The sequence below is a fragment of the Salinifilum aidingensis genome (assembly GCF_054782015.1).
The window spans coordinates 134,635-149,493 of record NZ_BAAGTH010000004.1; the positions used below are offsets into that span (position 1 = coordinate 134,635).

General features: G+C 72.7%; 14 protein-coding genes. 7 read left to right on the top strand and 7 right to left on the bottom strand.

The window, feature by feature from the left end:
* Positions 1–3: 3 nt before the first annotated feature.
* Entirely contained in the window at positions 4–732 is a 729-nt protein-coding gene (locus ACYVJE_RS07585; RefSeq protein WP_461143893.1) for a GntR family transcriptional regulator, read from the bottom strand.
* A gap of 70 nt (positions 733–802) precedes the next feature.
* Between ACYVJE_RS07585 and ACYVJE_RS07590 the strand changes: the two genes are divergently transcribed.
* Genes ACYVJE_RS07590 through ACYVJE_RS07610 form a run of 5 tightly spaced genes read left to right on the top strand, consistent with a single transcriptional unit; the run spans position 803 to position 6,885 of the window.
* The gene (locus ACYVJE_RS07590; protein ID WP_461143894.1) at positions 803–2,215 is read left to right on the top strand and encodes an Nramp family divalent metal transporter; all 1,413 of its coding nucleotides are present in this window, start codon (positions 803–805) and stop codon (positions 2,213–2,215) included.
* Positions 2,215–3,240 (top strand): alcohol dehydrogenase catalytic domain-containing protein, encoded by a 1,026-nt coding sequence (locus ACYVJE_RS07595; RefSeq protein ID WP_461143895.1) that lies wholly within the window; start codon positions 2,215–2,217, stop codon positions 3,238–3,240. The genes ACYVJE_RS07590 and ACYVJE_RS07595 overlap by 1 nt, the downstream gene beginning before the upstream one ends.
* 39 nt (positions 3,241–3,279) lie before the next feature.
* Positions 3,280–4,488 (top strand): D-mannonate dehydratase ManD, encoded by a 1,209-nt coding sequence (gene manD, locus ACYVJE_RS07600; protein WP_459156101.1) that lies wholly within the window; start codon positions 3,280–3,282, stop codon positions 4,486–4,488.
* 5 nt (positions 4,489–4,493) lie between these two features.
* On the top strand, positions 4,494–5,966 hold the full coding sequence (locus tag ACYVJE_RS07605; protein ID WP_461144030.1) for a mannitol dehydrogenase family protein: 1,473 nt from the start codon (positions 4,494–4,496) through the stop codon (positions 5,964–5,966).
* A 58-nt stretch (positions 5,967–6,024) separates the two neighbouring features.
* Entirely contained in the window at positions 6,025–6,885 is an 861-nt protein-coding gene (locus tag ACYVJE_RS07610; protein ID WP_461143896.1) for an alpha/beta hydrolase, read from the top strand.
* A 59-nt stretch (positions 6,886–6,944) separates the two neighbouring features.
* Here ACYVJE_RS07610 and ACYVJE_RS07615 read toward each other — a convergent pair whose 3' ends face one another.
* From ACYVJE_RS07615 to ACYVJE_RS07635, 5 genes are all read right to left on the bottom strand, one after another.
* Positions 6,945–7,586 (bottom strand): class I SAM-dependent methyltransferase, encoded by a 642-nt coding sequence (locus tag ACYVJE_RS07615; protein WP_461143897.1) that lies wholly within the window; start codon positions 7,584–7,586, stop codon positions 6,945–6,947.
* A gap of 223 nt (positions 7,587–7,809) precedes the next feature.
* Positions 7,810–8,925: a 5-methyltetrahydropteroyltriglutamate--homocysteine S-methyltransferase gene (locus ACYVJE_RS07620; RefSeq protein WP_461143898.1), complete on the bottom strand. Its 1,116-nt coding sequence runs from the start codon at positions 8,923–8,925 to the stop codon at positions 7,810–7,812.
* 81 nt (positions 8,926–9,006) lie between these two features.
* Complete coding sequence (locus tag ACYVJE_RS07625) at positions 9,007–10,521, bottom strand: acyl-CoA synthetase (RefSeq protein ID WP_461143899.1); 1,515 nt, start codon at positions 10,519–10,521, stop codon at positions 9,007–9,009.
* 87 nt (positions 10,522–10,608) lie between these two features.
* Positions 10,609–11,442, bottom strand: coding sequence for a p-hydroxycinnamoyl CoA hydratase/lyase (locus ACYVJE_RS07630; RefSeq protein WP_461143900.1), 834 nt, complete (start codon positions 11,440–11,442; stop codon positions 10,609–10,611).
* A gap of 278 nt (positions 11,443–11,720) precedes the next feature.
* Positions 11,721–12,230, bottom strand: coding sequence for a MarR family winged helix-turn-helix transcriptional regulator (locus ACYVJE_RS07635; protein ID WP_461143901.1), 510 nt, complete (start codon positions 12,228–12,230; stop codon positions 11,721–11,723).
* 303 nt (positions 12,231–12,533) lie between these two features.
* On the opposite strand from ACYVJE_RS07635, the gene ACYVJE_RS07640 reads away from it, so the two are divergent.
* Positions 12,534–13,421, top strand: coding sequence for an AraC family transcriptional regulator (locus ACYVJE_RS07640; protein ID WP_461143902.1), 888 nt, complete (start codon positions 12,534–12,536; stop codon positions 13,419–13,421).
* Entirely contained in the window at positions 13,408–13,815 is a 408-nt protein-coding gene (locus tag ACYVJE_RS07645; protein WP_461143903.1) for a VOC family protein, read from the top strand. Before ACYVJE_RS07640 ends, ACYVJE_RS07645 begins: the two co-directional genes overlap by 14 nt.
* Before the next feature lie 48 nt (positions 13,816–13,863).
* Here ACYVJE_RS07645 and ACYVJE_RS07650 read toward each other — a convergent pair whose 3' ends face one another.
* Positions 13,864–14,484 carry a class I SAM-dependent methyltransferase gene (locus tag ACYVJE_RS07650; protein WP_461143904.1) on the bottom strand — a complete coding sequence of 207 codons (621 nt, stop codon included), beginning with the start codon at positions 14,482–14,484 and terminating at the stop codon, positions 13,864–13,866.
* Between the last annotated feature and the right edge of the window lie 375 nt (positions 14,485–14,859).

Consider the following 14,859-nt stretch of genomic DNA (forward strand, 5'->3'; position numbering starts at 1 on the left):
GTCTCAGCCCGAAACCCGCGGTGTTCCGGGGTCGTCGCGGGAGGGCTGTTCGGAGGCGGTGAAGTAGTGCGGGGCCAGCGCCTCGACGGCGTCGATGTCGCTGAACACCTCGCGCAGGTGCCCCCGCAACGCGGTCTCGGCGGTTCCGGGGGCTCCGCCCGCGAGCTCGTCGACGATGTGCGCGTGCTGCTGCAGCATGCGTTCGAGCGTGCCCTCCATCGGCAGGCAGGCGCGCCGGGCGCGGTCCAGGTGCCCCTTGGCCGACCGGACGACGTTCCACGCGGTTCCGCGGCCGGCCATCTCCATCATCGTGCGGTGCAGCTGCTCGTCGAGTTCGAAGAACTGCTCGACGTCGGCGGCGTCGACGGCGAAGCGCTGCTGTCCGAGGATGCTGCGCAGGCGGGCGATCTGCGCGGTTCCGATCTCGGGGGCGAGCTCGCGCAGCGAGGCGAGCTCGAGCGCTTCGCGCAGGAACTGCGCATCGGCGACGGCGGCCGGGTCGATGCGCGAGACGAAGGTGCCCATCTGCGGGTAGATCTCGACCAGGTTCTCGTTGACGAGCAGGATCAGCGCCTCGCGCACGGGGGTGCGGCTGACGCCCAGTTGCCCGGCCAGCTCCTTCTCCGCGAGGGCGCTGCCCGGCGGCAGGCTCAGGTCCAGGATCCGGCGGCGCAGTTCGGCGAGCACGACGTCCCGGGTCGTGGTCCCGCGGTTCCTCCGTGCGGCAGTCATCCCTTGTGATCCTAAACGGCGATGTGCTTCAGTGTCGCACTAGTATATTAGTAGACACAGGGAGGTCGCGTTGACGGCAGGCGCGAACGTCCAACCGCAGGATCCCCAGGCGCAGGATCCCTACGTGCTGCGGTCGGCCGACGTCACCGAACCACCCGAGGGGTGGCGCGGGTCCCTGCGCTTCCTCGGCCCGGGCCTGGTCCTGAGCGCCTCGATCGTCGGATCGGGCGAGCTCGTCGCCACCACGGCCCTCGGCGCCGAGGCGGGATTCGCCCTGCTCTGGCTGGTCATCATCAGCACCCTGGTCAAGGTCGCCGTTCAGGCCGAGCTCGGCCGGTGGGCGATCGTCACCGGCCAGCCCGCCCTCGAGGGCTACAACAAGGTCCCGCCCCGGTTCGGTCGGCTCGGCTGGATCAGCCTGCTGTGGATGCTCATGGCCGTGATCAAGGTGCTGCAGAACGGCGGAGTCGTCGGCGGGCTCGCCGCCGCGCTGAGCATCCTGTTCCCGATCGCCTCCGGGCCGCTGCAGTTCCCCTCGCTGGCGTTCTGGACGAGCGTCGTGGTGCTCGCCGCGATCGTGTCGCTGTACTCCAACCGGTACTCGGTGATCGAACGCGGCGCGGTCGGTCTGACGATGGTGTTCGTCCTGATCACCTGCGCGATCGCCTTCGGCCTGCCGCTGACCGGCATCGGCTACGGCCTCGACGACCTCGCCGGCGGGATGCGCTTCTCCCTACCCGCCGGGGCGGTGGGAGCCGCCATCGCCATGTTCGGGCTGACCGGCGTGACCTCCGACGAGATCACCTACTACCCCTACTGGTGCCTGGAGAAGGGCTACGCCCGCTGGACCGGGCCGAACGACGGCAGCGAGGACTGGAAGCGCCGCGCCCGCGGCTGGATCCGCGTGATGTACCGCGACGCGATCCTGTCGTGGGGCGTCTACACGGTGGGGACGATGGCCTTCTTCATCATGGGCGCGGCCGTGCTGCACCCCGCGGGACTCGTCCCCGAGGGCAACGACATGATCATCACGCTGTCGCACATCTACACCGGCACCCTCGGCGAGTGGGCCAGCGGCGCTTTCCTGCTCGGCGCGGTGGCCGTGCTCGGCTCCACCCTCTGGGCCGCGCTGCCGGGCTGGACCCGGGTGGCCGCCAACGCGGTCGCGCTGTGCGGCGTGTTCAACTGGCGCGACGGACGGCAGCGGCGCCGGTGGATGCGCCTGTTCACCGTGCTGTTCCCCGTCATCTGGGGCAGCGCCTACCTGTTCTTCGCCGAACCCGTCCTCATGATCCAGACCGGCGGGCTGATCGGCGGGCTGTTCCTCGTCGCGGTCACCATCGCCGCCTGGTACCTGCGGCGGACCGAAGTGGACACCGAACTGCGCGGAGGACCGTGGTTCACCGCCGCGCTCGCCCTCAGCAGCCTGCTCATCGCCGGACTCGGCGTGCACAACGCGATCAGCCTCGGAGGTGCGTCCTGATGCGCACGAGCGAACCCAACCGCGCGGCCGTCCTGCACGGGGCGAAGGACCTGCGGCTGCAGGAGCGCGCGACCCCGCGCCCCGCGGACGGCGAAGCGCTGGTGGCAGTGGAAGCGGTCGGGCTGTGCGGGTCCGATCTGCACTACTACTGCGACGGGCGCAACGGCACCAACGCGCTCACCGCACCGGCGGTGCTCGGCCACGAGATCGGGGGCGCGGTGCTCGAGACCGGTCCGGGGGCTCCTGGTGAGCTCCGCGGGTGCCGCGTCGTCGTCGAACCGGCCGTGCCCTGCCGGACGTGCCCGCTGTGCACCGCCGGGCGGTACAACCTCTGCCCGCGCACGAGCTGCCTGGGGTCCCCTCCGGTCGACGGCGGGTTGACGCACTACCTGGCGGTTCCCGCCGCGCACCTGCACCCCGCGCCGGCCGGGCTGGAGGCCGCGGCCGTGCCCTTGCTGGAACCCCTGGCCGTGGCGGTGCACGCCCTCCGCCGCTGCCGGTTCACCCCCGCGGAGTCGGTGCTGGTCATCGGGGCGGGAACGATCGGCCTGCTCACCGCCCAAGTAGCGCGGGCGTGGGGAGCGGGCGAGGTCGTCGTCAGCGATGTGCACCCGGAGCGCCTGCGCACCGCGCGCGCCCTCGGCTTCGACCGCGCGGTCCCCGCGGGCGAGCTCGGCGGGATCAGCGTGGAGCGCGCCCTGGAGTGCTCGGGGACGGTCGAGGCGCTGTCGAACGCGCTGGCCGCCACCGCCCCCGGCGGGGGCGTGGCGCTCGTCGGCACGATCCCGGCCGAGCACGGAGCGACCGCGCTCAGCGCGGTCCAGCGCCACGAGGTGGACCTCGTCGGCGCGTTCCGCTACGCGGGCAGCTTCCCGGAGGCCGTCGACCTCGTCGCGCGCGGTGCCGTGGACGTGCGCGCCCTGATCACCGATCGCTTCCCGCTGGACCGGGCGGGAGAAGCCCTCGAGCACGCCGCCGGCGGAGGCGGGCTGAAAACCGTCGTCGACTGCGCGGCCGCGGCGTGAGGCCCGCCGCCGCAGCACGCACGCCCTGAGAGGAAAACCATGAACATCACCGACGTGCGCGTCATCGCGACCTGCCCGGGACGCAACTTCGTCACCGTCAAGGTCGTCACGGACGAGGGGCTCACCGGCGTCGGCGACGCCACCCTGAACGGGCGCGAGCTCGCCGTCGCCGCCTACCTCGCCGAACACGTCCGCCCGCTGCTGCTCGGTCGCGACGCCGGCCGCATCGAGGACACGTGGCAGTACCTCCACCGCGGCGCGTACTGGCGGCGCGGCCCGGTGACCATGACGGCGATCGCGGCCATCGACACCGCGCTGTGGGACATCAAGGGCAAAGCGGCCGGCATGCCCGTCTACCAGCTGCTCGGCGGGGCCAGCCGCGACCGCGTCATGGTCTACGGCCACGCCCAGGGCAGCACCATCGAGGAGACCGTCGCCGACGTGGGGAGGTTCCTCGAGCGCGGATACCGCGCCGTGCGCGCACAGGTCGCGGTGCCCGGGCTGGCCGGCACCTACGGGGTCGGCTCCGGTGGCGACCGCTACGAACCGGCGTCGAGCGGTCTGCCGGAGGAGACGCTCTGGTCCACCCCGGAGTACCTCGACCACGCCCCGGCCCTGTTCGCCGAGATCCGCCGCGCGCACGGCTACGGCTTCCACCTGCTGCACGACGTCCACCACCGGCTCAGCCCCATCGAGGCGGCCCGCCTGGGCAGGGCGCTGGAGCCCTACCGGATGTTCTGGATCGAGGACCCCACCCCGTCCGAGGACCAGACGGCGTTCCGCCTCCTCCGCCAGCACACCACGACCCCGCTCGCCACCGGCGAGATCATCAACTCCATCATCGACTGCCAGTGGCTGATCACCGAACGGCTCATCGACTACATCCGCACCTCGGTCGTGCACGCCGGCGGGATCACCCACCTGCGGCGGATCCTGTCGCTGGCCGAGCTCTACGGGGTCCGCTCCGGTTCGCACGGCGCCACCGACCTGTCCCCGGTGTGCCTGGCCGCTGCTGTGCACGTGGACACCTCCGTGCCCAACTTCGGCGTCCAGGAGTACATGCCGCACGCCCCGGAGACCGACGCGGTGTTCCCGCACAGCTACCGGTTCGCCGACGGTCACCTGCTGCCCGGCGAGACGCCGGGGCTCGGCGTCGACATCGACGAGGACGCCGCCGCCGAATTCCCCTACGATCCGGCCTACCTGCCGGTCGCCCGCCTGCGCGACGGAACCATGCACGATTGGTGACCACGATGGATGCGCTCAACCTGCGGAACCTGGAACTGCTGCCGGCCTCGGCCCGACCGGACCCGGACCCGCGGAGCCTGACGACCGGGATCGTCCACTTCGGAATCGGCGGGTTCCACCGGGCGCACCAGGCGGTCTACACCGAGGACGCGATGGCGGCCGCCGGCGACCCGCGGTGGGCGATCACCGCCGTCACCCAGCGCAGCCCGCGGATGCGGGACCAGCTCGCCCCGCAGGACGGGCTGTACGCGGTCGCCGCGACCGACGGCGCGCACGCGCGGTACCGGGTCGTCGGTGCGGTGCGCGAGGTGCTGGACGGGACTGCGCAGCTCGGAACCGCCTTGCACCGCATCGCCGACCCCGCGGTCACCGCGGTCACCCTGACCGTCACCGAGAAGGCCTACCGGCTCGACCCGGCCACGGACCGGCTGGACACCGCCGACCCGGAGATCCGCGCCGACGCCGCCGGACGCGCTCCGCAGACCGTCCTCGGCCGGCTGGTCGCCGGGCTGCAGCGGCGACGCAGCGCCGACGCCGGACCGATCACCGTGCTCTGCTGCGACAACATGTCGGGCAACGGGGCCGTGCTGCGGCAGGCCGTGGCCGACTACTGCGCGCTGCTGCCGGACGCGGTGGGGGAGTGGATCGCCGCGAACGTCGCCTTCCCCTCCACCGCCGTCGACCGGATCGTGCCGGCCACGACCGAGCAGGACCGCCGAGCGGTGGCCGAAGCGCTGTCGGTGGCCGATGCGGCCCCGGTCGTCACCGAGCGGTTCACCCAGTGGGTCGTCGAGGAGGGAGCAGCAGCTGCCCTGCCCGCGTGGGAGAAGGCGGGGGCGTTGTTCGTCCCGGACGTCGGCCCGTACGAGCGGCGCAAGCTGCGCACGCTCAACGCGGCGCACTCGCTGCTGGCCTACCTCGGCTGCCTGTCCGGGGCGGACACGATCGCCGCAGCCGTCGGCGTCGACGAGTTCGCCCGGGCGGCCCGCCGGTTGGCGCTGCACGAGGCCGGGCCCGCGCTGCCCCGGACCACGTGGCACGACTACCCGGAACTCGAGTCCTACGTGGACGCGGTGCTGGCGCGGTTCGCCAACCCGGCGCTGCGGCACACCACCACCCAGGTGGCCGCGGACGGCTCGCGGAAGATCCCGCCCCGGCTCGTGGGCACGATCCGCGCGGCCTACGCGCGCGGCGCGGAACCCGCCGCGGCGCTGCTGACCACCGCGGCGTGGGTGCGGTGCGTCCTGGCGGGGAAGCGCCAGGACGGTGCACCCCTGGACATCGACGACCCGGCTGCGCCCGCGATGCGCACCGCCGCCGCGGGCAGGTGCGGGCGCGACGCGGTGCGCGCGGCCCTGGCGGCGGCCGGACTCGACCGGGAACTGCTGGACACCGAGCACTTCCTGGAGGCGGTCACCGCCTACGAGGCGGAGCTCGCGCGCGGTGACGTGCGGGCGGTCGTGCGCGACATGACCTGAGTGCGCAACAGTGCGCGGAGTCGGTGCGCGAGCGGACAGGTGCAGGGGAGGTTCCGGAATGCGGTGGAGCGGGCGGTTGCGCCGCGCGGAGGCGGTCGGGGTCGAGGTCGTTCACCGCGTCGTCACCGGTGGGGACAGCGCGGTGCCGGTGCGGGACTACGTGCCGGTGCGGGGCCGGCGTGCGCGTCCGCTCCTCTGGGTGCACGGCGGTGCGTTCCACTCCGGCAGCCTCGACATGGCCGAGTCCCACGCCGTCGCCCTCGCGGTGGCGCGCTCGGGGCGGACGGTGCGGACCGTGGACTACCGGCTCGTGCCGCGCGGACCCGTGCTGGGAAACCGGCCGCTGCGGCCGTCGGCGAACCGGTACCCGGCCGCTGCCGACGACGTCCACGCGGCCACCCTCGACCTGATGCGCGCCGCCGAGGGGCCCGTGGTGCTCGGCGGCGCGAGCGCGGGGGCCTGCCTGGCGGTCACCGCTTCGCTGCGCCTGCGGGACGGCGGCGAACTGCCCGCGGCGCTGGTGCTCGCCTACGGCACGTTCCACGCGGAACTCCCGGCGCTGCCGGAGTCCGTGCGGGCGCGACGGCGCGGCGCGCTCGGATGGCTGCAGTTCACCCCCGCCATGGTGCGGGGGATGAACGTCAACTACGTCGGCTCCGAAGCCCTGCTGACCGACCGGTTGGCCTTTCCCGGAGGAGGGCAGCTCGAGGGGCTGCCCCCGAGCCTCCTCGTCGACGCCGACCGCGACACCCTCCGCGCCTCGGGGGAGACCTTCGCCGAAGAGCTGCGTTCCGCCGGCGTCACCACCGAGCACGTCGTCGTGCCCGGAACGTTCCACGGGTTCTTCTCCGCGCCGTGGTCGCGCGGGTACCGCCGGGGGCTCGCGCACGTGCTCCGCTGGCTCGACCTGCACGAGTGAAACGGAACCGGTGCGGCGGTGTGGCGGCCGGGGCCCCGGTGGCCGGTGCCCACGGCGGTCTACGATCGACTGCCGTCTTCCTTGCGGGCGGTGAGGCGTTCGACGATGCCGGCTTTGAACCGGTTGTGCTGCTCGACGTCGAACCCGGCGGTGCGCACGTGGCGGATCGGTCGGCGGCGGAAGTGCTCGCCGCCGACCGGGACCGTGACCAGCTCGAGCAGCCGCTGGAGCGCCCGCACCGCTCGCGAGGTGCTGACGACGTGGTCGGCCAGCAGCAACCGCCCGCCCGGTTTGAGCACGCGGTGCATCTCGGCGACGGCGGCGCGGTCGTCGGGGATCGCGCACAGCGAGAACGTGCAGACCGCGGTGTCGAACGAGGCATCGGGGAAGTCCAGCCGCTGGGCGTCGCCGAGGGCGAGCTCGACCCGGTGCCCCGCGGCGTCCGCGCGATTCCGGGCGTGCTCGAGCATGCCCGGGCTGAAGTCGATGCCCGTCAGCTGCACGTCCGACGGGTAGAAGTCCAGGTTCAGGCCCGTGCCGACCGCCACTTCGAGGACCGCGCCCTCGGCCTGCCGGCACAGCCACTCCCGCGTGTCGCCGAAGAACCGGCGTTCGGCGAACCCCATCTGGCGGTCGTAGGTCCGGGCGTGCTTGTCCCAGTGGCGCCGCAGCCGCGCCGGGTCGTCGGACGGGGATCTCATGGCGCCCTCCACGGGCTCCGGATGGACGTGCTCCTGCGCGCGACAGGCGAAGCCCATGATGTGCAGCGGCACCGCCTCCGCGCAACCGCCGGCGCCCCGGAGGTGCCGACCGGACGGCAGCGGAGCCCCGCGAGTGCGGGGACCGGCCTCGCGGCCGCGCCGGGCAGCCGCCGGTGCGGCCGAGCCCACGAGCACGGCCGCACCGGGCTCGGCCGCCGCGGGATCAGCCCCAGATCTCCTGAGCGGTCTCGACGATCAGCGAGAGCTTGGCCCACTGCTGGTCCTCGGTGAGGTCGTTGCCCTCCTCGGTGGAGGAGAAGCCGCACTGCGGCGACAGGCACAGCTGCTCCAGCGGCACGAACTTGCTCGCCTCCTCCACGCGGCGCTTGAGGTCGTCCTTGGACTCCAGCTCCCCGCTCTTGGTGGTGACCAGTCCGAGCACGACCTGCTTGCCCTCCGGGACGAACCGCAGCGGCTCGAAACCGCCGGAGCGCTCGTCGTCGAACTCCATGAAGAAACCGTCCACGTCGAGCTCGTTGAACAGCACCTCGGCGACGAACTCGTAACTGCCCTCGGCCACCCAGGAGGACTGGAAGTTTCCGCGGCACATGTGCGTGGTCACGCGCATGCCCTCAGGACGGCCCGCCAGCGCCGCGTTCATCTGGCGGATGTAGCGCTCGTGCTGGTGCTCGCCGTCCTCACCGCGCTCGGCCAGCATGGCGCGCTGGCGCGGGTCGTTGAGGTAGGCGAGGCTCGTGTCGTCCAGCTGCAGGTACCGGCACCCGAGCTCGGCGATGCCGCGGATCTGCTCGGCGTAGGCGGTGGAGAGGTCGGCCCAGAACTCGTCGGCGTCGGAGTACACCGCGGGGTCGATCTGCGCCGAACCGCCCCGGTAGTGGACCATGCTCGGCGAGGGGACCGTCAGCTTCGCCGTCGCGTTCGTCCGCTCGCGCAGGAACCGGAACGCGTCGGCGAAGATCGTCCGCCCCAGCCCGACCTTGCCCGTGACCGCGGTGGCCGAGGGGGCGAAGTCGATGGTGCCGTCGGCGTTGCGGAACTGGACCTGCATCTGCTCGTCGGAGCGGGTGATGCCATCGAGCTGGTAGATGAAGTCCATGTGCCAGGACGAGCGGCGGAACTCCCCGTCCGTCACCGTGGACAGACCGATCTCCTCCTGCCGGCGCACCACGCGGCGGATCGCCTCGTCCTCCACCTGGTGCAGCTGTTCGGCACTGATCTCGCCGGCTGAGTGTTGCTGCCGGGCCTCGCGCAGTTCGCGCGGTCGCAGCAGGCTGCCCACGTGGTCAGCGCGGAAGGGTGGGGCGGAACGCAGGGACATGTTTCACCTCGCGGGGTTCGGGCCTGGCGGCCGGTCTTCATCCCGGCACTCCCGGCGGACCGCGGGAGCGACCGGACGGGGTCAGGTGTGGTCGCGGCGGAGCGCGAGCTTGTCGAGCTTCCCGGTGGCGCTGCGCGGCAGCTCCGCGAGGAACTCGACGTTCTTGGGGACCTTGTACTTGCCGAGGCGCTCGGCGGCGAACTCGGTGATGCCGGAGGCGGTGGTCTCCGCTCCGGGGTGGACGACGACGACGGCTTTTCCGACCTCGCCCCACGACGGGTCGGGGACGCCGATCACCGCGGCGTCGGCGACCTCGGGGTGCTCCTGCAGGACCGATTCGACCTCGGCGGGGTAGACGTTCTCCCCGCCGGAGATGAACATGTCCTTGATCCGGTCCACGATGCGGTAAAAGCCGTCACCGTCCACTGCGGCCACGTCGCCGGAGCGGAACCAGCCGTCCCGGGTGAAGGCCGCGTCGCTGGCCTCGGGGCGATTCCAGTACCCGTCGACGACGTTCGGCCCTTCGACGAGGACCTCGCCGGGTGCTCCGGAGTCCTCCGCGGCGCTCTCCGGCCGGTCGAGGCGGACATCGCTGAAGAAGTGCGGTTTCCCGGCATGACCGATCCGGTGTGGACTGTCGGCGGCGGACAGCAGCAGCACTCCCGGGGAGGCCTCGGTCATGCCGTACCCCTGCATGAAGGTGAGCCCGCGTTCGCGGTACCGCCGGATGAGGTCCCGGGGCACGGGAGCGCCGCCGCACATGAGGAACCGCAGGCTCGACAGATCGGCACCCGGCCACCGCGGCGAGCGGCTCAACGCGTCGAACATGGTCGGCACGCCGAACGCGAGGGTGACCCGCTGCTGTTCGATGATGTCGAAAGTCCGCTCCACGTCGAAGGATTCGTCCAGCACGAGCGTGCCTCCCTTGAGCACGGTCGGCAGGCAGGTCATCCCCAGCGCCGCGGTGTGGAACAGCGGAGCGTTCACGAGCGTGACCTCGGTGCTGGCGAGGTCGACGTCCACCACGACGTTGAGCGCGTTCCACACGGCGTTGCCGTGGCTGATCCGGGCCCCCTTCGGCCGGCCCGTGGTGCCGGAGGTGTACAGCAGGAGCGCAGGATCCTCCTCGGTGACGGGTTCGTCGACCGGATCGGCGGAGGAGGAGTGCACGAGCTCCTCGAGACCTCCTTCGTGCGAGCTGCAGGTGACGGCGAGCAGCTGCAGGTCGGGCCGGTGCTGCTGCAGGCGGCGGGCGGTTTCGCCGTGGCGCCGGTCGTGCACCAGCAACCCCGCACCCGCGTCGTCGAGCACGAACGCCAGCTCCTCGGCGGCCAGCCGCGTGTTCAGCGGGACGAACACGGCCCCCAGCGCGCCGGCGGCGAAGAGCGTTTCCAGGAACGCGGGGCGGTTCGGACCTAGGTAGGCGATCCGCTCCCCGCGGGCGAGGCCCCGCGCGCGCAGCCCGCGGGCGAGGGCGTGCACCCTGTCGCGCAGCTCGGCGTAGGTCTGCGTGCGGCCTTCGTGGACCGTGGCGACGGCGTTCGGCGTGCTGCGGGCGCGTCGCACCGGCCAGGAACCCAGGCCGTGGTCGTGCATGGTCTGCCCCTTCCCGCGCGAGTGCGTGTCCGCCCGGCGGGCTGTGCCGGTGCCGCCGGACGGAGCCGTTCCTCGGTGCGTCCGCGACTACGCCCGGTCGTCGTAGGCGCCCAGGCCCGGCCGGTAGGTCTTGTCGTCGAGGAACTGCTTGAGGCCCTGCTGCTTGCCCTGGTCGGGGTCGTGCCCCGTGGCGGCGTCGAGCTTCGCGTAGAGGTAGTCCTCGGCCTCGTCCCACGAGAGGCGCTTGGCCTTCTTGAACCCGACCTTGGCAGCGCGCAGCACGTGGGTGTTCATCCCCGCCAGCTTCGACGCCACCTCCGCGGTGCGGTCGGCCAGCTGCTCGGCCGGGACCGCTTCGTTGACGAGGCGCATCCGCTCGGCGCGGCGACCGTCGAAGGTCTCACCGGTCATGATGAACCACAGCGCGTCGCGGGTGGGGACGGTCTCGGCCAGCGCTCGGGAGACGAGTCCGCCGGGCGGGATGCCCCAGTTCACCTCGGACAGGCCGAAGGTCGCGTCCTCGGCGGCGATGGCCAGGTCGCAGCACACCAGCGGGGTGAACGCGCCGCCGAAGCACCAACCGTTGACCATGGCGATCGTGGGCTTGGCGAAGTGGATGAGCCGCCGCCACTGCCATTCCGCGCTGTCGCGGCGCGCTCGGACCTCCACGTGCGGCGGGGAGGCGTCGACCTCGCGGAAGTACTCCTCGAGGTCCATCCCGGCGGACCAGGCCTGCCCCTTGCCGGTCAGCACGACGGCCCGGGCCCGGTCGTCGGCCTCGAGCTGTTCCAGGGCCTGGATCATCTCGCGGTTGAGCACCGGGTTCATCGCGTTGCGCTTGTCGGGGCGGTTGAACGACAGCCACCCGATGCCGGAGGTGTCGACGTCGACCTCGACGGTCTCGTACTGAGTCGGGACCAATCCGCTCGCGTGAGTCGGGCTCGATCCGTTCGCGCTCGGCACAGCAGCTCTCCTCGGGTCGGGTGGGGCGGAGCCGGTGATATCCACCGAATCCCGGTTCGCGCCCCGGCGCCACCGACGCCGGGACGCTCATCCATCAGGCTCCCTGATAATGGAGTTCGCGGTGCGGATGCGCAAGGGGTGCACCCCGCGGACGCGGCTGGCCGCGCGCCGCCCCTCCCGCCAACTTGGACCCGTTCCGGGGAGCGCGATCTCACGGCGGGCCGCGGGGCGGTGCGTCAGGACGTCTCGGCGGAGGAGGAGTCGGCGGGTTCGGGGTTCTGCCCCGCCAGCGGGGCGAGGGCTGCGTAGCTGCGGTGGAGGCACTCCCGGAACACGGCGCGCTCGCCGGGGTTCATCACGTCGAGCACGCGTTGCTCGAGCGAGCGGATGCTCGGATCGCAGGCGGACAGCACCTCGTGGCCGGCCTCGGTCAGGCTGATCAGCAGGGCGCGCCGGTTCGCCTCGTCGCGCCGACGCTCGACGAGGCCGCGCCGCTCCAGCCAGCGCACCATCTCGTGCATGGTCTGCGGGGTGACGAACGAGCGCCGCGCCAGTTGCGCCGAGGAGAGTTCCCCGCGGGAGGCGAGCACGGTCAGGGCGGTGTACTGCAGCGTCGTGAGCCCGTGCGGGCGCAGCGCGTCGTCCATGAGCGCCCGCGCGACCAGCTCCAGCTGCTTGACCAGGTAGAGCGTCAGCGGTGTCCCGACGTCCGCCGGTTGGTCGGTGTGCTCGTCCACGCCGGTCATCTTCGCACTCCTCCGCGGGCAGGTGGCCGATCAGTCCCGCAGCTCCGAGCGGCGCGGAACGCTCCCCATTCCATCAGCACTCCTGATGGAACGCCGCCCGCGTGGCCGGCGCGAGCCCGGCGGGACTGCGGCCACGCCCCGCACCCCCGCAGCCGCGCACCGCGGGCGGGGAGCGGCGCGGAGGGGTTGCTGAGCTGTCCCGGCAGCTCAGCGTCGCCGCCGCCGACGACCACGGGTTCGATCACGGCGGCCGCCGCGGGCCGGTGCGACTGCGGTGTCGGACGCGCCGCGCACAATGGCGGCATGGCCGAGGACCAAGCCGGCGGGTGGGAGTTCGTCACCAGCGGGCGACTCCCGCCGGAGGCGGTCGTCTCCGCCGTCGGGTACCGCTCCGCGCTCGAGCAGCCCGCGCTGCACCGCGGGCTGCCGTCGCCGGGGCTGACGCTGGTGCTGACGTTCGACACCCCCGTCGTGTCCGGGACCGGTCCGGAGCAGGCGTTCGGGCCGCAGGCGCACTCGGCGGACGCCCTCCTCGGCGGGCTGCGCACGTCCCCGGCCTACCTCGCCCAACCCGCGGTGCAGACCGGTGTCCAGCTCGCCGTCAGGCCCTTGGCGGCGCGGGCGCTGTTCGGCCTGCCGGCGGGGGAGCTGCGCGAGCACGCGGTCCACGCGCACGAGGTCCTCGGCCGGGAGGTCGAGCTGCTGCGCGAACGCGTGGGCGAACTGCCCACGTGGGGCGAGCGGTTCGCCGTGCTGGACGAGTACCTGCGTCGCCGGCTGGCGCAGGCACCCCGGCGCGCACCGCGCGCCGAGGTCGTCGAGGCGTGGACGTGGCTCGCCGGGCACCGGGGTGCCGGGTCGATCGCCGCGCTCGCCCGCCACGTGCACCTCAGCGAACGGCAGCTGACCGCCGTGTTCCGCGCCGAGCTGGGGCTCGCGCCGAAGGCGGTGGCCCGGTTGATGCGCTTCGAGGACGCCCGCCAGCGCATCTCCCGCTCCGTCCGGCAGCAACACCCGCTCGACCTCGCCGCAGCGGCGCACCGGTGCGGCTATGCCGATCACTCCCACCTCGTCCGCGACTTCCGGCAGTACACCGGTGCCAGCCCCACCCGCTGGGTCGCGGAGGAGTTCCGAAACATCCAAGCCGGCGCGGGCCAGCGCGGCGAAGAATTCGGGTATGACCACCACTGAGACGAGGCCGGCACCGACCGTCTGGCCCACCCTGCAAGCGACCGACGCCCACGCGCTCATCGACTTCCTCGTCGGCACCGTGGGATTCGTCAGGACGGCCGCCTACGCCGACGGCGAGCACATCGCCCACGCGCAGCTCGACTGGCCGGAGGGCGGCGGCGTCATGCTCGGGTCCCACCAGCCGGGCCGCGACTGGTCCCGCGAGCCCGGCGCCGCGGGCATGTACGTCGTCACCGCCGATCCGGACGCGTTGTACCAGCGGTTGCGCGCGGCCGGGGTGGAGATGGTCCGCGACATCGAGGACCAGGAGTACGGCAACCGCGAGTTCGCCATCCGCGATCCGGAGGGCAACCTCTGGTCGTTCGGCTACTACCGCGGTGAGCCGCGCCCGTGACCTGATCCGGGCGCTCGCCCGCGGCGAGCGGCGGGTGAGCGCCCGGGGTCACCGCAGGCGTCGTGCGCGCAACACGACGTCGTCGACGTGTCGCGTGCCGAGGGGCGCGAGCGCGGTGCGCGGCCGGGTCTCGTGGATCTGGACGACCCAGTCCTCGCCGAGCAGCGCGGCGATCTCGCCGGGCTGGTAGTAGGCGCCCGGGTCGACCCCGTGCCCGTCGTCCGCCGGCAGGTCCGCCGGGTCGTGCGCGGCGACCAGCAGCGTGCCGCCCGGGGCGACCGCGGCGAGCAGACCGCGCAGCGCGGCGTGCTCGTGCTGCTTCGCCAGCGGGAGGTACTGGGCCGAGACGAGGTCGAAGGAGCTCTCCGGCGGTGTTGTCGTGGTCAGGTCGCCGTGGTGCCACGCCACGCGCGCGGCGGTGTCCTGGTCGTGCTCCTCCGCGGACGCGGCGGCCCGTTCCAGCGCCACGCGGGAGATGTCCACCGCGGTGACGTGCCACCCGCGCGCGGCCAGCCAGAGCGCGTCGGCGCCTTCGCCGCATCCCAGGTCCAGCGCCTGTCCCGGGGGGAGTTCGGCGATCTCGGTGGCCAGCACTCCGTTGACGTTGCCGCTGAAGAGCTGCTCCTGGCTGCTGTAGCGCTCGTTCCAGCTCTGCTCGTCCATGCGCATGTGTTCGAACCTCCGGGGACGGGGGTGTGCTACGCCGACCACCGTGCCGCTGTCGCGCACGGGGTGACAAAAAAATTTGCCAGGACAGCAAAAAGGCCTGCCTCCGATCGCCTCCCGGGGCGCCCTGCGCGTCGGAATCCGGGGCACGAGGGGAACGCGGAGTGAACAATTCTTTGATTTCGCGTTTCGGCGGCGGGAATGCGCGGGCGGTCGGATTCCTCCCGGCCTCGTGCGGGACTTCCCGGCGGTCTTCCCGCCCTGCGCGCCGCTGCGCAACGACGTTCCCGGCAGCGGAGAGCGTGCGCGGCACCCGCACGTTGCGCTCGCACGTACCCCGTTAGGGTGTGGTGCGCGTGATCGGCGCGGCCGCGCACT